At 63.0% G+C, this 21,286-nt stretch carries 17 protein-coding genes; 11 read left to right on the top strand and 6 right to left on the bottom strand.

Annotation, left to right across the window (positions count from 1 at the left end):
* From AB4Y40_RS18695 to AB4Y40_RS18685, 3 genes are read left to right on the top strand one after another with little or no spacing between them, the layout of a single operon-like run.
* On the top strand, window positions 1-504 hold the full coding sequence (locus tag AB4Y40_RS18695; RefSeq protein ID WP_368689010.1) for a DoxX family protein: 504 nt from the start codon (window positions 1-3) through the stop codon (window positions 502-504).
* On the top strand, window positions 501-1,142 hold the full coding sequence (locus tag AB4Y40_RS18690) for a DUF1109 domain-containing protein (RefSeq protein ID WP_368689009.1): 642 nt from the start codon (window positions 501-503) through the stop codon (window positions 1,140-1,142). Before AB4Y40_RS18695 ends, AB4Y40_RS18690 begins: the two co-directional genes overlap by 4 nt.
* A gap of 52 nt (window positions 1,143-1,194) precedes the next feature.
* Entirely contained in the window at window positions 1,195-3,273 is a 2,079-nt protein-coding gene (locus AB4Y40_RS18685; RefSeq protein WP_368689008.1) for an NAD(P)/FAD-dependent oxidoreductase, read from the top strand.
* 51 nt (window positions 3,274-3,324) lie between these two features.
* On the opposite strand, the gene AB4Y40_RS18680 is transcribed toward AB4Y40_RS18685, so the two are convergent.
* Window positions 3,325-4,242 (bottom strand): cupin domain-containing protein, encoded by a 918-nt coding sequence (locus AB4Y40_RS18680; protein WP_368689007.1) that lies wholly within the window; start codon window positions 4,240-4,242, stop codon window positions 3,325-3,327.
* Window positions 4,243-4,343: 101 nt separating this feature from the next.
* On the opposite strand from AB4Y40_RS18680, the gene AB4Y40_RS18675 reads away from it, so the two are divergent.
* Together AB4Y40_RS18675 and AB4Y40_RS18670 are read left to right on the top strand one after the other, a co-directional pair.
* Complete coding sequence (locus tag AB4Y40_RS18675; protein ID WP_368689006.1) at window positions 4,344-5,093, top strand: SDR family oxidoreductase; 750 nt, start codon at window positions 4,344-4,346, stop codon at window positions 5,091-5,093.
* A 19-nt stretch (window positions 5,094-5,112) separates the two neighbouring features.
* Window positions 5,113-5,871, top strand: a complete 759-nt coding sequence (locus tag AB4Y40_RS18670) for an SDR family oxidoreductase (RefSeq protein WP_368689005.1) — start codon at window positions 5,113-5,115, stop codon at window positions 5,869-5,871.
* A gap of 40 nt (window positions 5,872-5,911) precedes the next feature.
* Here the strand turns inward: AB4Y40_RS18670 and AB4Y40_RS18665 are convergent, their stop codons facing one another.
* A complete protein-coding gene (locus tag AB4Y40_RS18665) occupies window positions 5,912-6,805 on the bottom strand; it encodes a hypothetical protein (RefSeq protein WP_368689004.1) in 894 nt (297 codons plus the stop codon).
* Between AB4Y40_RS18665 and AB4Y40_RS18660 the strand changes: the two genes are divergently transcribed.
* Complete coding sequence (locus tag AB4Y40_RS18660; RefSeq protein WP_368689003.1) at window positions 6,795-7,094, top strand: hypothetical protein; 300 nt, start codon at window positions 6,795-6,797, stop codon at window positions 7,092-7,094. The genes AB4Y40_RS18665 and AB4Y40_RS18660 overlap by 11 nt on opposite strands.
* On the opposite strand, the gene AB4Y40_RS18655 is transcribed toward AB4Y40_RS18660, so the two are convergent.
* Together AB4Y40_RS18655 and AB4Y40_RS18650 are read right to left on the bottom strand one after the other, a co-directional pair.
* On the bottom strand, window positions 7,058-8,377 hold the full coding sequence (locus tag AB4Y40_RS18655; protein ID WP_368689002.1) for a hypothetical protein: 1,320 nt from the start codon (window positions 8,375-8,377) through the stop codon (window positions 7,058-7,060). The genes AB4Y40_RS18660 and AB4Y40_RS18655 overlap by 37 nt on opposite strands.
* Before the next feature lie 33 nt (window positions 8,378-8,410).
* A complete protein-coding gene (locus tag AB4Y40_RS18650) occupies window positions 8,411-9,631 on the bottom strand; it encodes a hypothetical protein (RefSeq protein ID WP_368689001.1) in 1,221 nt (406 codons plus the stop codon).
* Between the two features lie 454 nt (window positions 9,632-10,085).
* Between AB4Y40_RS18650 and AB4Y40_RS18645 the strand changes: the two genes are divergently transcribed.
* Window positions 10,086-10,997 carry a LysR family transcriptional regulator gene (locus AB4Y40_RS18645; protein WP_368689000.1) on the top strand — a complete coding sequence of 304 codons (912 nt, stop codon included), beginning with the start codon at window positions 10,086-10,088 and terminating at the stop codon, window positions 10,995-10,997.
* A 78-nt stretch (window positions 10,998-11,075) separates the two neighbouring features.
* Here AB4Y40_RS18645 and AB4Y40_RS18640 read toward each other — a convergent pair whose 3' ends face one another.
* The gene (locus AB4Y40_RS18640) at window positions 11,076-11,987 is read right to left on the bottom strand and encodes a LysR family transcriptional regulator (protein ID WP_368688999.1); all 912 of its coding nucleotides are present in this window, start codon (window positions 11,985-11,987) and stop codon (window positions 11,076-11,078) included.
* Window positions 11,988-12,199: 212 nt separating this feature from the next.
* On the opposite strand from AB4Y40_RS18640, the gene AB4Y40_RS18635 reads away from it, so the two are divergent.
* Both AB4Y40_RS18635 and AB4Y40_RS18630 read left to right on the top strand, forming a co-directional pair.
* On the top strand, window positions 12,200-13,177 hold the full coding sequence (locus AB4Y40_RS18635) for a zinc-binding alcohol dehydrogenase family protein (protein WP_368688998.1): 978 nt from the start codon (window positions 12,200-12,202) through the stop codon (window positions 13,175-13,177).
* A gap of 445 nt (window positions 13,178-13,622) precedes the next feature.
* Window positions 13,623-13,979: an STAS/SEC14 domain-containing protein gene (locus tag AB4Y40_RS18630; RefSeq protein ID WP_368688997.1), complete on the top strand. Its 357-nt coding sequence runs from the start codon at window positions 13,623-13,625 to the stop codon at window positions 13,977-13,979.
* 147 nt (window positions 13,980-14,126) lie between these two features.
* Here the strand turns inward: AB4Y40_RS18630 and AB4Y40_RS18625 are convergent, their stop codons facing one another.
* Window positions 14,127-14,831, bottom strand: coding sequence for a helix-turn-helix transcriptional regulator (locus AB4Y40_RS18625; protein WP_368688996.1), 705 nt, complete (start codon window positions 14,829-14,831; stop codon window positions 14,127-14,129).
* Window positions 14,832-14,981: 150 nt separating this feature from the next.
* Between AB4Y40_RS18625 and AB4Y40_RS18620 the strand changes: the two genes are divergently transcribed.
* Window positions 14,982-15,380: a VOC family protein gene (locus tag AB4Y40_RS18620; RefSeq protein ID WP_368688995.1), complete on the top strand. Its 399-nt coding sequence runs from the start codon at window positions 14,982-14,984 to the stop codon at window positions 15,378-15,380.
* Between the two features lie 471 nt (window positions 15,381-15,851).
* Window positions 15,852-21,224: an AAA family ATPase gene (locus tag AB4Y40_RS18615; protein WP_368688994.1), complete on the top strand. Its 5,373-nt coding sequence runs from the start codon at window positions 15,852-15,854 to the stop codon at window positions 21,222-21,224.
* Window positions 21,225-21,286 lie beyond the last annotated feature (62 nt).

Genomic DNA, 21,286 nt, shown 5'->3' with positions numbered 1-21,286 from the left:
ATGCAAACTCGACAGGACTCCAGACCGTCTTTCGCGGGCAACGTCGCGCACGCGATCGGCCGCGCCCGGCGCTTCATCGAACGGCTCGCCCAACCGTCGTTCGTGCAGCTCGTGCTGCGCATTGCGCTGGCCGTGCCTTTCTGGAAATCGGGCATTCTCAAGTGGCACGGTTTCCTGCAGCTCAACGACACGGCCATCGATCTCTTCACCGACGAATTCAAGCTCCATCTGCCCGGCGGTCCGTATCCGTTTCCGGCGCCGGCCCTCTTCGCGTTCCTCTCCGCGTGCGGCGAGGTCGGTTTCCCGGTGCTGCTCGTGCTCGGGTTCGGCACGCGCTTCGCAGCCGCCGGATTGCTGCTGATGACCTGCATCATCGAGCTGACGGTGCCGGACGGCTGGCCGATCCACATCACATGGGCCGCCATGGCGCTCGGCATCGCCGCCTGGGGCCCCGGCGTGATATCGATCGACTACCTGCTCGGAGACCGCGCGTACCGGTCATGAAAACGCGAGAGCTGGTCACCCGGCTCGCGAGCGACGTGTCGCCCATCGAGCGCAACGCCGTTCCGAGGCTGCTCACGCGCGCGCTGCTGCACGGTCTCGCCGGCAGCGCGGCCCTGCTGGTTGCGCTGTACGGCGTGCGCAGCGACATGCCCGAGCTGATCCTCACGACGATGTTCTGGGTGCGCCTCGCGTTCCCGCTCGCGATCATCGCCGCGGCCGTGGCGCTCGCCGAGCGGCTGGGCCGCCCCGGCGCGCGCCTGAGGCTCGCCGGGCTCGCGGCGGCGCTGCCGGTGGCCTCCATGCTGCTCGCCGCCGGCTGCGTTCTGCTGGCGACGCCGCCGGGCTACCGGCTCGAGTTGATGCTCGGGACGACATGGCGCACGGCGACGGCGAACGTCGTGCTGCTCTCGCTGCCCTCGCTCGCTGCGATATTGCGCGCGATGAAGCAACTCGCGCCGACGCGCCTCGCCCTGGCCGGCGCAGGCGCGGGTCTGCTGGCCGGCGCGCAGGGATTGCTCGTGTACTCGCTGTATTGCTCGGAGATGGCGGTCCCGTTCTGGGGAGTCTGGTACGTGCTCGCCATCGTCATCACGACCGTAGTCGGCTCGGCCGTGGCGCCGCGTTGTCTGCGCTGGTGAGATTCGCGTCGACGCCGCATGCGCCGTGATGGTTCGCTCGAAAGGGTGCCGTATGTTCTGGAACGCCTTCAAACCCCTGGTCCGCTTCGCGCCCACAGTACGCGCGCTTTGCATGCCGTGGCTGCTGCTTGCCACTCGCGTCTGGTTCGGGCAGGTCGTGCTCGTGCATCAGATCATGGCCATGGCGCAAGGCAATCCGGGCGGCTCAACCGGCGCCGGATTACATGCGCCGTCCAGCGTGGAGGCAGCACTGCACGGTATCGTGCCGCTCCTGCTCACCGCTGGCCTGCTGACCCGGCCCATCGCGCTCGTGTTGCTCGTTGGCGGCTACGGATCGATCGCCCTCGGTCCGGGCGGCACAACGCTTGTTTTGCTCGCGTGGCTGGTCGTGCTGGGTCCGGGAACCTTCTCCCTCGACGCGATGTTGGCGCGAGGCCTGGCGTGGGCGCCACTTGGCCCGGCCCGACAGGTCAGGAAATGCTATGCGCTGATCGAACGGTATGTGTCCCCTGTGCTCCTGCTCGTCTCGCGCGCAGGCATAGCGGCGTCGCTCAGTCTCGCTTCCGCATTGACGCCTTCCCTTTTCGGGCAGGCTGCCCATCAAGATCTCGCGGCACTGTTCGCGTACCCCTCATGGATCGCTGCGCTGCTCGCATTGAGCATCGCCTTCGGCTGCATGACGCGGCCCGCGATGCTCATCTATGCCGCCATGGTTCCGCTCGCCGGCATCGCCATGTCCATGGACGACCGGCTGGCCATGCTGCTTCTGCTGCTGATGTTCGTCGCCACGGGGCCCGGCGTCATCTCGGTGGATCATTGGCTCGCTCGCTGGGTGCTCGACCGCCCGGAGAAAGAAGAAGGCACGCTCAATGAATGTCCACATGTCGTCGTGGTCGGCGGTGGCTTTGGCGGGATCGAGACCGTTCGCGGCCTGCGCAATTCGCGCTGCCGCATCACCCTCATCGACCAGCGCAATCATCATCTGTTTCAGCCTCTGCTCTATCAGATCGCCACAGCGGCATTGTCGCCCGGCGAAATCGCGACGCCGATCCGAAGCCTCTTTCGTGGACAGCGAAACGTCCAGGTCCGTCTGGGAAGCGTCACAGGCATCGACACCGCCACCCGCGAAGTGCTGATCGGCGCAGCCAGCCTGAAATTCGACTATCTCGTACTCGCGACCGGCGCGCGTCACAGTTACTTCGGCAACGATCACTGGGCACCGTACGCGCCCGGGCTCAAGAGCATCGAGGACGCGACCTCGATCAGGAGCCGTCTGCTACGTGCATTTGAAGAAGCGGAAACGGCCGCCGACGAAGCAGCCCGTGCCGCGTGGCTGACGTTCATCATCGTCGGCGGAGGACCGACGGGCATCGAGCTAGCCGGCGCCATCGCGGAACTGGCGCACCATGGGATGGATCAGGAATATCGCACGATCGATCCGTCGACCTCGCGCGTCATTCTGGTTCATGCCGGTCCCCGCGTTCTGCCGACGTTCCCGCCTTCCTTGTCTGCCGCCGCGGAACGTTCCCTTCGCAAGCTGGGGGTCACGATCTACCTCGATACCCGGGTGCTGGGCGTCGATCAGGAGGGCGCCGACCTCGGCAAGGATCGCATTGCCTCCCGCACCATCCTGTGGGCTGCCGGAGTGGCAGCGTCTCCGGTCGCCAGATGGCTAAACCAGCCAGAAGACGCGTCCGGACGTATCAAGGTGAACGACGACCTCTCCGTTGCGGCAGCTGAAGGCATCTATGCGATTGGCGACGCCGCTGCGAGTCTGGGCTGGAACGGAGCAGCGGTGCCGGGGTTGGCGCCTGCCGCCAAACAGCAGGGAAGATATGCCGCGCGCGTGATCGACGCACAGCTTGCGGGTCGCCGTCCTCCGCCGCCGTTTCGATATCGACATTTCGGCAGCCTGGCAACGATCGGGCGTCAGGCCGCGGTAGCAGAAATCGGCCCCATCCGCATGTGGGGTGCGCCGGCTTGGTGGTTCTGGGGCGCCGCACATATCGCGTTTCTCACCGGAGGGCCGAACAGGGCGAAGGTCATGCTGGATTGGCTCTGGGCCTACGTCACCTACCGACGCAGCACGCGACTCATTACCGATCCGGCTTCCGAGAGGCGACCGGGTTGATCTTCGCAGTGCGCGCGCCCCAAGCCCTGCCGGCAACCCGCTTGCGCCTGCTTACGCGCCATCCGGGGCCATCTGCTCCTCACGCGCGTACTGCGTGGGCGGCCGGCCGACGTGCCGCGTAAAGGCAACGCTGAACGTGCTGGCCGAACTGTAGCCCACAAGTTGCGCAATCTCGGCGATGCGGCCGTGATTGCGACGCAACAGATCCTTCGCGAGCGCCATGCGCCAGGTCAGCAGGTATTCCATCGGCGCGACGCCGACCGCGCGGCTGAAGCGCTCGAAAAACGTCGAACGCGAGAGCGCGGCCTGCTTCGCGAGCGCCGCAACCGTCCATGGCTTCGTCGGGTGCTCGTGCATCTCCCGGATAGCGGCCGCGAGGCGGCTGTCGGAGAGCCCGCGCACGAGCCCCGGTGGCGCATACGTTCCCGCCGTGGATCGCAGTGCTTCGATGAGGAGCACTTCCAGCAGGCGGGAGAGCACGACTTCGCGCGCAGGCCGCTGCGCTCTCGACTCCTCGCGCACGAGTTTGACGAGTGTGGCCAGCCGCTCCTCGCCGCGGACATGCACGAGTTGCGGCAGCAGCGAAACCAGCAGGGACGAATCCGGCGATCCGAAGCTGCAGTGGCCCGCCACCATGCGCGAGTCGACCGGGTGGTCCGCAGCGCCGATCCTGAATTCGTTGTTGCCCAGCGCGACGGGCGTCACGGGCTCGACGTCCGGCGGCGGAGGCTCGAGGCTGCTCACCTCGATGCCATAGGACGCGGGAATCAGGACGAAGTCGCCGGCCACGAGTTCGAGCGGCGCGTGATCGTCGATCGTGATGCAGCACCCGCCGTCGAGGATGACGCAATAGAACGGCTCGCCCGCACCCGAACGACTGATGCGCCAGGGGCCGGCGCCGAGGACGAGTTTGGAGAACCGCGCGCTCGGCTGCAGCAGCGTCACGACTTCAGCCAACGGATCGATCATGGCCGGACTCCTGCAAACGAAATTCGGATCTTTGATTGTAGCAAGTACGGTCTGCGCGATCTATCGTATGGACACACGCAAACCTTGCCAAAGGAGATTCCATGCAAACCGTGCTGATCACCGGCTGCTCTTCCGGATTCGGGCTCGAGATCGCCCGCTACTTTCTGGCCCGTGACTGGCGGGTCGTCGCCACGATGCGCACGCCACGTGACGACGTGCTGCCGCCTTCGGAACGCCTGCGCGTGCTCGCGCTCGACGTCACGAAGCCGGAGAGCATACGCGAGGCCGTCATGGCCGCGGGCCCGATCGACGTCCTCGTCAACAATGCGGGCTACGGCGCGGCTTCCCCGGCTGAACTGGTTCCGATCGAGGCCGTGCGCGAGGTCTTCGAGACCAACACGTTCGGCACGATCGCGGTGACGCAGGCCGTGCTGCCCCAGTTCCGCGAGCGCAAGGCGGGCGTCGTCGTGAACGTGACGTCGAGTGTGACGTTGAAGGCGCTGCCGCTGATCGGCGCGTACCGCGCCAGCAAGGCGGCGGTGAACGCGTTCACCGAGTCGATGGCGCTGGAACTCGAGCCGTTCGGCGTGCGGGTACGCCTCGTGCTGCCGGGCCGCTCACTGGAGACACGCTTTGGCGATAACGCGCGTGCCCACATCCACGGCTTCGACAACGAGGCCTACGCCGGTCTCGTCAAACAAGTCCTCGCGCATCTGGAGGACACGGCGTCCCCCCTCACCCGGGCCCAGGACGTCGCCGAGGCCGTATGGCGCGCGGCGACCGACCCTTCGACTCCGATGCGCATTCCCGCCGGCGCCGATGCCGAAGCATGGGCAGCCGAGGTGAGCTAATCAACATCAGGAGATTTGCATGCAGGACAATGCCATCGCCCTCATCACCGGGGCCAATCAGGGAATCGGTCTGCAGATCGCGAAGGATCTCGCGTCACACGGCCTCACGGTGCTCGTCGGATCGCGCAATCTCGAACGCGGTGAGGCCGCGGCGAAGGAGATTGGGCCGAACGCGCGTGCGCTCCAGCTCGATGTGACGGACCAGGCTTCGATCGCTGCCGCCGCGCAGCGTATTCGCGACGAGCATGGCCGCCTCGACGTGCTCGTCAACAACGCCGCGATTTCGAGCACGAACCGGCAGCCCGGCCAGTCCGTCGAGGACTTCGCGAAAACTACCCGCCCGAGCAATCTCTCTATCGATGAAATGCGCGCGGTGTGGGACACCAACGTGTTCGGCGTGCTGGCCGTTTATCAGGCGATGCTGCCGCTCCTGCGCAAATCGGCGGCCGCTTGCATCCTCAACGTGTCGAGTGGCGTTGGGTCGCTCACGACGAACTCGGACCCTGCGTTCCAATGGCGCTCGATCTTCGGCCCGGTCTACCCCGCGTCCAAGACGGCGCTCAACGCATTGACCGTTGCGATGGCGATCGAGCTGGAGCCGGAGGGCATCAGGGTCAACGCCGTCTCGCCGGGCTACACCCGCACGAACCTGAACGGCTATACGGGCACGGAGACCGTCGAGGAAGGTGCGCGCGAAGCGGTACGCGTCATTCTGCTGGGACCGAACGGCCCGTCGGGGACATTCACCCGCTGGGAAAATCAGACGATTCCGTGGTGAGCGAGGGGCCGCCGAAGGCGAACGGTTGTCTCCACGCTCGTTACGCGGAACTCGCCGCTTGTGCGAGTTCCAAGCGAATCGTGCGGTGGGTGCGTTCGACGCTCGATTCGCGCTGCGCTCGCAGCGGCCCGTCAAACGCCTCGAACAGGTTGTTGCCGCAGACGTCTTCAAGGTCCGGCGCGACACGAATGACGGGCCGCGTCGCCGTCCAGGGCGAATCCGGCGTAAAGGTCCAGCGCCTTTCGCCCCGCTCGATCGCGACGCGCCCTGATAGCGGCCGTTCGTCGTCCCCCACGACCGTAATCGCACGCCGGAGCAACGCCCAGTCCAGCGGCCTGGGAAACACGATCTCCAGCGGTTGACAACTCTGCACCGCAGGCGGCAGCACCGTCCAATGCACGACCGCAATGGGCTCGCGAACCGCCTGCCCGACAACGAAAGGCTTGTAGAAATTCTGCCGTAGAGGACGACCGGACGAGTCGAGCATTGCCGAGCCGATGGCCAGTGCGTAGCGTTGCCCCATCGTCAGCGGCGGGCCCAGTTCCCGATTGGGGCCTACCCAGCGTTTCAGCCTGCCCGGATCAAGCAGAACCGTCAGGCATCGCATGCTCCTGTCCCAAAGCTCTACCGCTGGCCGATAGAGCACGTCGCGTGCAGGCCGTCCATCGGGGCCGATGAGGCGGATCTGCGCCTCGGCACCGCCACGCCGCATCGGGCTGGAAAAGCAAACGTAGAAGCGAAGCAGGTTTTCCGGCAGCACATCAGCGGAGGGAAAGACACCCGTCACCGAAGCCGGGTCGGCGCCGATCGGGTTCGGTAGCGAGAATTCGAGCGTCAGCACGTCCGCGTACTCAGGTCGGCCGAGCGGCCGCGGATCGAAGCTTGCCCGATAGCGACGGCCCGGTTCGAACGGAAAACGCGGAATGAATCGCACCCCGGCCTCCGGCCACGTCGGGAAGTTCGTCGCCGCCCGGCATGGCTGCATCGATGACGTTCACACGCAGCACGGATCGCAACTGGCGGGCCGTTCCCTGGTGTTCGACGAGAAACTCGACGAGATCCGCATCGAGGTTGCGCACGCCGACGCAAGCTACCCCGCCCGGCCGTGTCTCGTGCTCGACCCGCAATGTTGGCTGGAGCGTCATCGGTATCCTCACGCAGTCTCGTTGTGCGATCTGCCCACCGGCTACGCGTGGTCGATCTCGTTGCGATGTTCGCGGTAGTGGAACGGATCGGGACCATTCGGCCAATTCATTTCCGCCATTCCCAATCTGCGGTCGAAGAAGTACGGAACCATCAGCGTACCGATGTCCAGTCGCCAGGACGTCTTCGGATGCCGCCAGATGACGGCTGCCCACCGTGGATCGAGAATCGCGATATGTTCCGCCCGGATCGGCAGATCGCGCTGCGTGCGCCCGAGGCCGCCCGGCCCGAAGTCGATGGGGCCACCGGTCGGCTCGGGTTTCGCGGTCGTCAACTCCGCAGCTTCGATACGCGACGCGCTGCGCACATCGATGGTCACCAGCAAGTAGTCCTTATGGTCGGTCGGATCGGTATAAGTCAGCATATCCAGCGGATTCGACCCATAGCCCAGCTCGCCGATCGTGTCCCCACGCACATGCGCGCCATCCTTCAAATCATCCAGGCGGAAGCGAACGAGCGGCGTGCAACCGTACACCGCAAACAGGTACGGTTTTCCATCCATCTCCCGGATCAGTTGCCGCACGATCGGGGCGCGCGTTTCGAACTCTCCGTGCGTCGGGTGCCAGATTTCGACGGTGCTCGTCGACAGCCGGGAACTGAACGGGTATGGGATGCGATACAGCGTCGATGCAAAGCGCTGATTCGAGATTCCCGTCACGAAAACCTCGCCGTTGTAGTACTTGACGTCCGTGATCGCATAGACCTGTTGGGGCTCGAACTCCAGCATCGCCTTCTGGTCCGGCTCGTTTGGAATGGCCATTTTCGAGTGCGCAATCCCGTCGAGTTCGAGCAACTCGAGCTTGCCGTGATCGACCTTCACGATCGCCGCCATGGCGCCTGGTCCACTGCCGCGTTCGACCGACATGAAGATCTGCCGCGACGGCTGATGGACCGCCATATCGTTAATGACAATATTGCCGACCGTCGTGCCGAAGAGCGCAGCAAGCTTCTGATCCACACCCACGACCAGATCGCGGCCTTCGAAGTTATGAAAATTCCCCATCTCCACGTCGGCCTGAGAGGTTACGTCCGACTCCCTCAGCGCAAACGCATGAACGGCCGCGCCCGTGATGTCGCCGACGAAGAGGACATTGCCGGGCCCGAACTCGAGGGCCCCCGCGGACTGGAGCGGACCGCCCGGCCGTGGCGAGCCGGCCTCCTCCACTTCGGCCCTGGTCTTTTCACCCCCGGCCAGCGCCGGGCCGGACAAGGCAAGCATGAGTGCCGAGGCCGAGCCAGCCCGCAGAAACTCGCGCCGCGAACGGACATCGTCCGCCATACCGGATGTTGTCGTGTGGTCCATTGCGTTCCCTGGTTGTCGCGTCAACGTTCAGTGCTAGATGGTGGCGAATCCGCCGCCGGCCGCCGTCAATCCACCGCTGACCTCGAGCGCATCGATTGCGCCATGCAGCTCCAGCGGATTGACGCCTTCGCCATGCGTGATCAGGCCGCCGGCGATCGCGATCCTGCGCGCCGATCCTCCGGGCTTGATGCTGAGCGCCGTCGCCGCAAGCCGGACAACGACGCCCTTGACCAGTGAGTCGCCCGTCCCGCCCCACGTCTCGATGCCGCGGCGGACGGCGATCTCGCCGACGGGCTGGCTGATCTGGATGCCCACTGCGCCATCGGCATGCGTGACGACGCGCTCGAATTGCGCAGACCGCACGGTGCCCGTGTAGACATTGAAGCCGCGCGATCCCTGGCCGAACGTCTCGATCAACGCGTTGACTTCGAGCCGCTCGAGGGAGCCGAAATTCACGAAGCCGATGCCGCTCGGCCCATAGGACGTGACTTTCCCGTCGACGATCCAGCGATCGACGGCGCCCCAGTTGTCGAGCACCATGTCATTCGGACCGTAGGTCGTCACCGGGCCGTGGTTATGCACGCTGGCGACGCATGCGCCCGACACGACGAACACGCCGCCGGTGATGCGATCCGGCGTGCCGGGCGCGATGCCGCCATCGCTGTGGACGGCGCCCGTCTCCAGCCGATGCGCGACGACACGTCCGCCCGTCTCTCCGGCGCCGCCAACGAAGATGCCGCTGCCGCGAACCGGCGCACCGGCACGGCCCGCCGAAAGCCCGCTGAGGTCCGCCGTGATGACCACGCCGCGGTCTTCGCGCTGATTCCAGAGCGTGAAGACACCCGGAACGACTTCGACGCCGTATCCCTTCGGGCGCTCTTCATAGCCACGAGCGTCCGCAGACCAAATGTCGATATCGTGTGCTTCGACATGGCCGCCAGTCACGCTGTCGCGGGCCAGCAGCTGCACGACGCCCGCAATGCTCAGATCATGCAGCACGAGCCGACCGAATCCGTCGACACGGGTGTCGTTGAAAATGGCGCGCCGATCGGGGTCCGTGGAAAGCCGCAAGCCCTCGACCCGATTGTCTGCCGAAAGCTCCAGCCCGTCGCTGCCGGGCGCGAAGCGCAGGGCGGCTTGCGCGTCGATGCCGGTCAAGGCCAGACCGGGCCGCAGGCGAAAGGCCGCCACCCCATCGATCTGCGCTGAAACGACAATATGCAGAACCTGGTCGTCGTCGACCGCCGTCTGCAATTCGGCGAGCGTGGAGACGTTGCGCGTTTCGGTGTTCACGATGGGTCGTTCCTCCATGAGCTGATGCACGGTGCGCACGGGCGAAAACCCGCTAACGGCAATGCGTTTTGCCACGACATTGCCGGCCTGCGCTTCGTCCGCTGCATAGAACAGCACGGCCGCTCAGGCGACCGTTTCGCGGACTCGTGAACCGCAATGTGTTCTGGATGGTAGCCAAGCGTTCGGCTGACCGCTAACGGACATTCCGGAAATTGGATTTCCATTTCTGGAAAGCTCACGCGAGCGGCCGCTATGCGTATCGCCAGTTCATGGAGGACACCTTCGCGACCGGCTCCTTCACGTCGCCACGGGCGCACTGCTGCCTTGCTGCCGCCCGGTTGCGGCAGTAATCTGCGTCAGACGATGGAGGCCGCAGATCGCCAGCAAGATGCCGGTCGGACGGAGCGTAACGGTAATGAAAGATCTGAATACGCTGCTGATTTTTGCGAAGGTCGTCGAGGCGAGCAGCTTCTCGGAAGGCGCGCGGCGACTCAAGATGCCCATTTCCTCGGTGAGCCGCCGTATCGCCGAACTCGAAAATCAGCTGGGCGTTCGCTTGCTCGATCGATCCACGCATCACCTGAGGCTCACGGACTTCGGCGCCGAAGTATTCGAGCTCGCAAAACAGGCTACGGAGGTCAGCGAAGCCGTCGACAACGTCATCTCGAACCGTCTGCCCGAGGTGTCCGGCGCCGTGCGGCTCTGTGCGCCGCCAAACCTCTCCGACTCGCTCATCGTGCCTGTCGTCGAAGCCTTTCAGCAGTCTTACCCGAACGTGGAAGTCAAGGCATTCATTACCGAACGCATCGTCGACCAGATAGCCGAGGACGTCGATATCGCGTTCAAGGTCGGAACCTTCACCGACCCGACGCTCGAAGCCCGCACGCTCTTGACCTATCGGCATCAGGTCGTTGCCAGTCCGAAGTACCTTGTCCGATGCCCCCCTCCGGAATCGCCGCAGGACCTTCCCGCTCACCGGCTTTTCGCATTCTCTTTCTGGAAGCCGGACTATCGCTGGAGCTTCGTTCACGTCAACGGCCGGGATACCGAAACGGTTTCCTTCCAGCCGGCAATCGCCATGAACGATTACACCGGGCTCATCGTGGCGCTGCTCGAAGGCTGCGGCATCGGGGAGCTGCCGCCCATCGTCCAGCCGGACCTCGTGCGCAGCGGGCAGCTCGTCGAGGTCTTGCCGGACTGGCATCTGCCCGTGTTCGACCTGACCCTCGCCAACCGGCGCGACCGCTATCTGCCCCGGCAGGTTCGCATCTTCAGGGACTTCGCGTCGAAGATGGTGCCCGGGATCTTTGGCACCTTACCTTCCTGAAAGGCGAACACAGGCGATGCCAACGAACCTGTTTCAACCATTCTCAATCTCTGTAAGGAGTTCAAATGTTTCGACTCCCTAATCCGGAAGATCCGGAAACAACACCGGTGCCATTTCGATCGCGAACTCCTTGAAGAGTCTGCACGGTTTTGAAATGTGCCGGTTGCCCAGGTAGACGAGTGAGAGGTCGTATGTCGGAAGGCGCCACTGCGGCATCACCTCCACCAGCTTGCCCTCGCGGACGAGATCGGGCCGAACCACAGGGGGTAACTCACCAATGCCGGCACCCGCCAGCAACATGGAAGCGAGGCCGGAAAAATCGTTCATGGCGAATAACGGCTGGAACGTGAGCGTCTGCTTTTCGCCTCCATTCTCGTGCATGAAGCACCAGCTGCAATCCGGCTTCCAGTGCGAAAACGCAAGGAGGCGATGCTCGAGCAGATCCTGCGGCTTGCGGATCGCCCCGCAGCGCCTGAGGCAGGCGGGCGTTGCCACGATGCGATGCCGATAGGCCAGAAGGCGCCGCGCGACCAGCGACGAATCGCGCAGTGCACCCACCCGGAACACGAGGTCGACGCCGTCCGCGATATGTTCGACGTAGCGCTCGGTGACGAGAATCTGAAAACGCACGTTCGGATAGTGCTTCTGGAATTCCATGACGAGCGGCGTCAGCAAGGTATCCGAAACGCTCGGCGGCGCCGAAAGGCGCAAGAGCCCGGACATGTCCGAGAGATGGTTGGAAGCGACGCTGTCGATGGCCTCACCCAGCTCGACGCCTCGCACGGCTTGCTCGTACACCTCCTTGCCGAGGTCGGTGAGCGCGAGATTACGCGTGGAGCGTTCGAGGAGCCGAACGCCCAGTGCCTGCTCGAACTCCGCGATGTGCCGGCTGACCGTGGAGACCGGCATGCCAAGCCGGCGTGCCGCTCCGGAAAGGCTGCCCGCTTCGACCACCCTTGCGAATATCACCAGCGAGTTGAGGTTCGCCATCGCTTTTCCATCATTGGAAAACCATTGTGCGCCAATCGTCGGCGGCGTCGCAAGGACGAGCGCGAACCCGGAGCACGAGCGCGCACGCGACATGTCATGGCACGCCGATCTTCCCGGAACTGGAAAACGATTTTCTGCTTTACCGCCTACCGGAAAATCGCAGCTGCTCTATGGTTTTGCATGTACACCTGCGAGCCGCAAAGGAGGCGTCGATGACGACCATGAAAGCAGCAGTGATCCACGAGCCGGGCGGCCCTGAGGTGCTCAAGCTCGAACAGCGTCCGATACCGACGCCGCAGCGCGGCGAGGTGCTGATCCGCGTGAAGGCGTTCGGACTCAACCGGTCCGAAATGTTCACGCGGCAGGGATTCTCTCAGAGCGTGAAGTTTCCGCGCGTGCTGGGAATCGAGGCGGTCGGCACCGTGGAAGACGCACCGGGAATGGAGTTCGCCAAGGGCGATACGGTTGCCACCGCGATGGGAGGCCTGGGGCGTGAATTCGACGGCAGCTATGCGGAGTACACCTGCGTACCTGCCCGGCAGGTGCAAAAACTGGTCACCGGCTTGCCTTGGGAAACGCTCGGCGCAATGCCGGAAATGCTGCAAACCGCATGGGGCTCGCTGTTCAAGGCCCTCGCGCTGCAACAGCGGGACCGGCTGCTGGTTCGCGGCGGAACGACATCGGTTGGACTTGCCGCTGCGGCAATCGCCAAAGCGCACGGTGCGTTTGTGATAGCGACGACGCGCAATGCGCAGAAAGGCGACGCGCTGCGTGCCAACGGCGCCGACCGTGTCGTCATCGACTCGGGCGCAATCGCGCAAGAGATCGGCGAAGTGTCGCCCGGCGGCGTGGATAAAGTGCTGGAACTCATCGGAACCACGACACTGAAGGACTCGTTGCGCTGTGCGAAACAAGGCGGCGTGGTGTGCATGACGGGCATTGTCGGCAACCAGTGGTCGTTCGATACCTTCAGCCCGATGGAAGTGATACCGAGCACGGTGAAACTCACCATTTACGACGGCGGCGTCAATGAATTCATGGCGACCCCGTACGACGAACTGCTGGCGCAGGTGAAGGCCGGAACACTTCGCATCCCGGTTGGGAAGGTGTTTCGACTCGACGATATCGTGGAAGCGCACCGATGCATGGAAGAGAACAAGGCCGGAGGGAAGATCGTCGTACTGCCATGAAGACGGCTTTCAGGCGATTCCACTGACCGATGGGCGCCACGACCTTACGTTTTGCGGTGCACACCAGCAACGGCTGACCAGCAGGAAGCTTCGCTAAAGGCGACGCGCCCGATCTAGCCCAGACGGCAGCGCACCGCAAGATTCCCCAATTTTGTTGTTGTGCCGTGCAGACACGACGCACCGCTATTTTTGTCGGCTAGATGAATGTCACACGCCTTGAGTAATCTGGCGATGCGCCTAAAGACGGAATAGCCCCCGTCAGGTGCACCCCTCGGCCGCGTCCCTGTATGCGGCCTTTTTTTGCACTGCAAACATTTGAGGCGCTTTGCAAAACGCCGTGGACGGAACACCGTAGCACGTGAAAAGGGGTACCATGAGAAAACAATCGAACGCCAGGCCTATCCGGGCCTGAGCGTGTAACGTCTCCGTACCCAGGGGGCCCGCCATGATCCAGTATCACTCCACGCCCGATTCGCCGGTCGTCGAAATCACCGTCGAAGGCAAAATCACCGACCACGATCTGCGCGAAGCCATCGAGCGCATGCGTGGCGATCTCGAACTCAACGGTAAGACCCGTGTGCTCGAACGCATCGAGCATTTCAGCGGTATCGAGCCAAAGGCGCTGTGGACCGACATGACGCTCGGCGTCCCCCTCGCCCGCAAGGTCACACGCGCCGCGGTGGTGGCCGACGCGGGCTGGATTCGCGCCTCGATGCATTTGGCGCGATTCTTTACCAAGGCCGAAATCAAGGCGTTCCACGTCAGCGAGCTGGAACAGGCGCGCGCCTGGATCAACGCCTGAACAGTGCCTGCAGGCGAGCGCGTCGGACGGCAGGCGGCAAGGAGCCGTCACTCGTTCCCAACGCCGGATTGACTGCTTTCGCAGTCAGGAGGCGCTTTGCCTTCATGGCAGCAGGCAGCGCCGTCGCGAGCACGGCGCGAACCCAATTTATTCCGGCAGATCGATCCCGCGCGATTGCTTCATATGCTGTTTCCATCGTGCCATCAGTGTTCCTCTCCGCATCTCGTGCGGCTCATCAAGAAACGTGGCGTCGACGATTCGATCGGTCCTGAAGTGACGAAAATCCTGACGCAATTCGCACCACGCAACAAGTAACCGGACCGCATCCGCGTAACCAATGAGCAGCGGCCAGATTGTGCGTTTGCTCGCGCGTCCGCGTTCGTCGCGGTAACGGATTCGAAGCTTGCGACCCACGCGAATCCACTCGCGAACCTGCGCGATATTCAGCATATCGGCCGGCAGCGATTGTGGCGGGGGCGTGCTGACTGTCGGCTCCGCGATGAATGGTCTCAACGAGTCCGGCACCGCCGCCGTGATCTTGGCGATCAGATCCCGAGCGGCTCTTGCCAGCACCGGATCGCTTCGGTGGGCGACCCATTGTGCGCCGAGCACGGCGGCTTCCAGCTCATCGGGCGTCAGCATGAGAGGCGGCATGTCGTAGTGACGGTCGAGCACGTAACCAATGCCTGCCTCGCCAGAAATGGGCACGCGTTGTCCCATCAGATCGGCGATGTCGCGATAAACAGTCCGCATGGAGATTTCCAGTTCTTCGGACAGAGCGCGCGCGGTCACTGGACGCTTTGCGCGTCGCAGAATCTGGATGATCTGGAAGAGTCGGTCGGCTCGGCGCATGACGGAGTTTCGCTGCTGCCAGAATGGTGGCAGCAGGCCTTTTGTAGGATGCTGGAAAGTCGTCTACCGCGTTAGCGGCGACTTTATCGACGGACCTCGCGCTTGCCAACGCGGGTCCGGATACTGGTTTGCCTAATAAAGGACAAGAAAATGGACTTCGTCTCCGCTCGCATTATCACCGATGACATCAAACGGCTGGTCCGATTCTACGAGGACATCGGGCTCAAGGCTATCTGGTACACGGAGGAATTCGCAGAACTGTCGACCGCGACCTGCACGCTGGCGATTGGCAGCAAGCGCACCATGGACCTGTTCGGGTCAGGGGCCGCGATACCGGCAAGCAATCACTCGATGATTCTCGAATTTCATGTGCACGATGTGGATGAGGTTTACAGCCGGCTCGGCGGGTGGCTCGAAGACGTTGTACAGGCACCTACCACCCAGCCATGGGGCAATCGCTCGCTGCTTGTTCAGGATCCGGACGGCAATCTGGTCAACTTGTTTACACCGGTCACCCCTGAGGCCATTCGCAAGTACATGAAGCGGTGAGTCATTGCGGCGGGTGGCGCCGCCTCATCCCACCCGGCGAGATAAATGCTCAACGGCTGAGAATATTTATGTAAGCTTTGACTGCATCCGGTAGCACTCAAGGGCGTTGCGCACAGCTCGCACGATCGACTCCCCTCACTATAAATGCACGCGTTGCCGCAGCATTGAAGGAACAGCTCGGCGCTTCGCCTCGCGAGTTTTCGAGTTTTCCCGTGCTCAAGTGCATTGACGCATCTGCTACCATTCGAATCGACAGTCCTGCGGCATAACTTCAAAAAAATATGGACTATGACATGGCGTTGCGTAGCGCGCAGAAGCGGAATCTGAATCCATAAGCGACTCATTCAGAGCATGTCATCTGAGACTCGGTCCAACTCGATTGCAGATAGCAGCCAGGTGTTATGGGAGGATGGCGACCGGGTCTTTTCCCGTGCGTGGCGCTTGAGCCTGGACGGCGCGCAGACTTCGGTCATGGAGTTGCGGCTTTCCGCCGCCGGCCACACACCCGCGAGCCTCGAACGCCTCGCGCACGAATACCAGTTGAAAGACGAGCTTTCCGCCGATTGGGCCGTGCAGCCGCTCGAACTCGTGCAGGATGGCAGTCAAATCGTACTGGTGCTCGAGGATTCGGGCGCCGCTCCGCTCGACCGGCTGATTGGCTCGCCGCTTCGGCTAGAACGCTTCCTGCAACTCGCCATCCATATCGTTGCTGCGCTGGGCAAGGCTCATCAGCGCGGTCTCATTCACAAGGACATCAAGCCGACGCATATCCTGGTGAACGACGCAACAGGCGAGGTCAGGCTCACCGGCTTCGGTATCGCGTCGCGACTTCCGCGCGAACGCCAGGGCCCGGAACACCCGGAATTGATCGCGGGAACCCTCGCCTACATGGCGCCGGAGCAGACCGGCCGGATGAACCGGTCGATCGATTCGCGCAGCGATCTTTACGCGCTCGGAGTCACGTTGTACGAGTTGTTGACCGGAACCCTTCCTTTCACTGCGCTGGACCCGCTGGAATGGGTGCATTGCCACATCGCGCGGCAGCCCGCTGCGCCGGACGAGCGCGCCAAAGGCATCCCTGCCCCGCTCTCGGCCATTGTTATGAAGCTGTTGTCGAAACCCGCCGAGGATCGCTATCAAACTGCGAGCGGCCTGGAGTGGGACCTCAGGAGGTGCCTGGCGGAATGGGAAGCCGCCCGTCAAATCGCGCCTTTCCCACTCGGAACGCACGATACGACCCGACAGCTCCTGATTCCCGAAAAGCTCTATGGGCGCCGCCTGGAAATCGCGACGCTACTGGATGCCTTCGAGCGCGTCGCCACGCAAGGCACGCGGGAACTGGTCCTCGTGTCCGGCTATTCGGGCATTGGCAAGTCGTCCGTCGTCAACGAATTGCACAAGGTTATCGTGCTGCCCCGCGGGATCTTCATCTCGGGAAAGTTCGACCTGCGCCTGCGGGACGTTCCCTACTCCACCCTGGCTCAGGCATTTGCCGAGTTGATCCGACAAATCCTGAACGACCAGAATGCCAACGTCGCGCGTTGGCGCGACGCGATCGAAGAAGCCGTTGGCCAGCACGGAAGATTGCTAACCGATCTGATCCCCGAACTCGCCAGCCTGATCGGACCACAGCCCCCTGTTCCCGCCCTCTCGCCGCTCGAAACCCAGTTGCGGTTTCAATCCGTCTTTCAAAAGTTCGTTGGCGTGTTCGCGCGCGCGGAGCATCCGCTCGTCATTTTCGTCGACGACCTCCAGTGGCTCGATCCGGCCACCTTGACCGTGGTCGAATATCTGATCACGCATGCCCAGACGCGCCACCTGCTATTGATCGGCGCGTATCGCGACAACGAAGTCGCGCCCGGGCATCCCTTGTTGAGTACGCTCGGTTCGATTCGCAAGGCCGGAACGGCGGTGAACAAGATCGCACTCGGGCCGCTCTCGCCGCATGATTTCAGCGAGTTGCTTTGCGACGCTTTCAGATGCACGCGCGAGCAAGCCTTGCCTCTGGCTACGCTGGTTCACCGGAAAACCGGCGGCAATCCATTCTTTGCGGGCCAGTTTCTGACGAATCTCGCGGAGGAAGGTCTCCTCGAGTTCGAGTCGAATTCGGCCTCGTGGCGCTGGAATCTCGAACACATCGAGGCAAAAGGCTTCACCGAAAACGTCGTGGATCTGATGATCCGCAGGCTGCAGCGGCTTTCGCCCACCGCACAGGACGCGTTGATGCTGCTTGCCTGTCTCGGCAGCCAGGCCGACGTCGGCACTCTCGCGAGCGTCTGGGGCGGCTCCGAGGCCAAGGTCCATGCGGATTTCGCCGACGCCGTCCGGGCCGGCGCGATCATCTCAATGGAGCGCAGCTTCAGGTTCGTGCATGACCGGGTGCAAGAAGCCGCGTATGCGCTGATCCCGCCCGCTGCGCGCGCCGGGCATCACTTGCGCATCGGCCGCCTGCTGTTGTCGCGTCTCGACGACGCGGACATTTCGGCCAGGATTTTCGATCTCGTGAACCAGCTGAATCCTGGCTGCGAGCTGATGATCGAGCGGCCTGAACGACATCGCGTAGCCGCCCTCAACCTCGAAGCCGCGAAAAAGGCGAAAGCCTCCACCGCTTACCGCTCGGCCTGCAATTACCTGGCGACCGCTGCGACACTGCTTTCGCAGCAAGGATGGAACGATTGTTACGAGCTAACCTTCAGCGTCTGGTTCGAGCGGGCTGACTGCGAGTTTCTTCTCTCCCACCTCGACGAGGCTACTGAATGGATCGATGAAATATTGCTTCGAGCGCGATCAAAGATCCACTGCGCCGAAGCTTACCGGCTCAGGATGGTCCTGCAGCTGGTGACCGGCGATAATGCGTCCGCAGTCAGGACCGCCCGCGAATGCCTGGGCATGTTCGATATCGACTTGCCCGATCATCCTGCGGATAACGAAGTATCGGCGGAGTATGAAGCCGTCTGGGCGCATCTCGGCGCGCGCCCGATCGAAAGCCTTGTTGACCTCGCGATGATGGAAGACCCGGAGATGCGGGAGGTCATGAACATCTTCCACATGCTCGGGCAGACGGCCTACTTCACCGACATCAACCTCGCCCAGACAATTGCGTGCCGAATGGTCGCCATCACGCTGCAATACGGCACAACCGATTCGGCTGTCATCGCCTATGCGTTCATTTCCATCCTGCTGGGCCCGTTCTTCCATCGATACCAGGAGGGCGAAGCGTTCGCCCGACTGGCAGTCGCAGTGGCGGAGAAGCACCGCTTCTCCACTCAAAATGTGGCCGCACATTTCTTCATGCAAATGGCGGTTCTCTGGACGCAACCGATCGAGGCCGCATTAGGGTGCGTCGATACTGCCATTCGGTATGCGCAAGAGACAGGAGAGGTCATCTATGCCAGCTTCAGTCTCGAACATCGGCTAACGGATCTTCTGGCGCACGGTGTGCACCTCGACGAGGCGTGGCTCGAATCGATCAAGGCCGTTGCGTTCGTCGAGCGAATCAATTTCCGGCACGTGCACGATATTCTCACGGGCATCCAGCAATTCATTCAGCGGCTTCGTGGGCGCTCGGGCGACCAGACGGTCATCGAAGACGCGACGATTGAAGCGCAAATCACGGAAAGCGGTATTGCCGTGGTCAACTGCTTCTACTGGATTTTGCGGGTGCAGCGCCACTATCTGTTGGGCGAGCACGAGAAAGCGCTCGCGTGTGCCGCCCGGGTCAAGCCGATTCTTTGGTCCGCACGCTGCCACCTCCAGTTCTCCAACTACTGCCTTTACTATTCGCTTGCACTCGCTGCCGTTCACAACACGTCGTCGAGCGAGCGACAAGCCGCGATCGAAGCCGATATCGCCGCAAACATTCAGGCATTCGAAAGATGGGCGCAAAGCGGTCCGGTCACGTTCGCGCACAAGCATCTGCTGCTGCGCGCGGAACTGGCCCGTCTGAAAGGAGACGCCCTGCAGGCCATGCGGCTTTACGAGGATGCCGCGCGCCTGTCAGGCGAGCGAGGCTTCGTTCAGGATCAGGCGCTGGCCAACGAGTTAGCCGGGCAGTGCTGCCTCGCCGCCGGCCTCGAGCGCGCCGCGCACGCCTATTTGCGCGAGGCGCGGGACTGTTATTCGCAATGGGGCGCACACCGCAAAATCGAACAGCTGGAGCAGCGCTATCCCTTGAACAAGCCCGAAGCGATGTCTGTCTCGCGCGTGACTATCGAGGAGTACGCCGAGCAACTGGATGTCGCGACAATCGTGAAGACGGCTCAGGCAATTACAGGCGAAATGGTGCTCGAGAATCTGATCAAGTCCCTGATGGTGACCGCGGTCGAGCACGCCGGTGCCGAACGCGGCTTGTTGATCCTTCCGCAGGGCGCCCACCTGCGCATCGAGGCCGAAGCCACGATACGAGGCGCCCAGGTCGTCGTGCAGTTGCCGCGACAGTCGCCGGGCTCGGCCACGCTGCCCGAGTCGCTCCTGCACTACGTCGCGAGCACGCGCGAGCCCGTCATCATCGACGACGCCTCTGCCGAAAACCGCTTTTCCGCCGATCCCTATATCCGCCAGATACGCGCGCGTTCCGTCCTTTGCCTGCCGTTGCTCAAGCAGGCCAGGCTGATCGGCGTCCTCTACCTCGAGAACAACCTCGCGTCGGGCGTTTTTGCCCCGAAGCGCATCGCCATGTTGAAGCTGCTCGCCTCGCAGGCGGCGATTGCACTGGAAAACGCCGGCCTGTACCGCGATCTCGCCGAACGTGAAGCGAAGATCCGGCGCCTCGTCGACGCCAACATCGTCGGCATCCTGATTGGGAATGTCGAGGGTCGCATCCTCGAAGCCAACGACGCGTTCCTCCGTATGCTGGGATACGACCGTCACGATCTGCAGCGTGGGAAACCCAGCTGGAGGGACCTCACACCACCCGAGTGGGTCGAGCGCAGCAAATCAGCGTGGGAGGAACTGGAGAAAACCGGGATCTTGCAGCCCTACGAGAAAGAATACTTCCGCAAGGATGGCAGCCGCGTGCCGGTACTGATCGGCATTGCCATGCTGGGCGAGAGCGCGGCTCAAGCTATCGCGTTTGTGCTCGATCTGAGCGAGCTGAAACGGGCGGAAGCGCAGGCGCGCCAAATGCAGCTCGAGCTGGCCCATGCAAACCGCGTCACGGCCATTGGGCAGCTCGCGGCGTCGATTAGCCACGAAATGAAGCAACCGATCGCAGCGACGGCAGTCAATGCGTCAACGGGTTTGCGCTGCCTCGAGATCGATCCGCCCAACGTCGGCGAGGCCCGCCAGGCGTTCGATCGTATCGTTCGTGACACGAGGCGGGCAAGCGAAGTGATCAAGCGGATTCATGGCCTCGTCGTCAAGGCCCCGACGACCAGCGAGATCCTGCAGATCAACGAGGCGATTCGCGAGGTCCTCGCGCTCGCGTCCAGCGAAGCGAACCGGAACGGCGTTTCCGTGCGGCTGCAGCTTACGGAAGCGTTACCGCCCATCAAAGGCGACCGGGTGCAAATCCAGCAGGTGATGCTGAACCTTATTATCAATGCAATCGACGCGATGAGCGCGGTTGAAGACGGGCCGCGGGAATTGACGATCAGCACCGCCATGAATGAGCCGGACGCCGTCCTCGTGGCGGTGCGCGATTGCGGCCCGGGTATCGCTCCGGAGAACATCGAGCGCCTCTTTGAGCCGTTTTATACGACGAAGGCTAGCGGGATGGGTATGGGGCTCTCGATATGCCACTCGATCGTCAAGGCGCATGGCGGCCGGTTGTGGGCGAGCGCCAACGTCCCCCGCGGCGCGCTCTTTCGGTTCACGTTGCCGGTCAACCTCGCCGATTCTTCGTAAGCCGCCCCCAAACCGACACCAAGGTATATTGACTCCCCGTTCCCAAAAGCCGATTGTTGAAG

It is taken from the genome of Paraburkholderia sp. EG287B (assembly GCF_040965595.1).
Lineage (GTDB): Bacteria > Pseudomonadota > Gammaproteobacteria > Burkholderiales > Burkholderiaceae > Paraburkholderia.
This window is presented reverse-complemented; position numbering and strand designations above follow the sequence as displayed.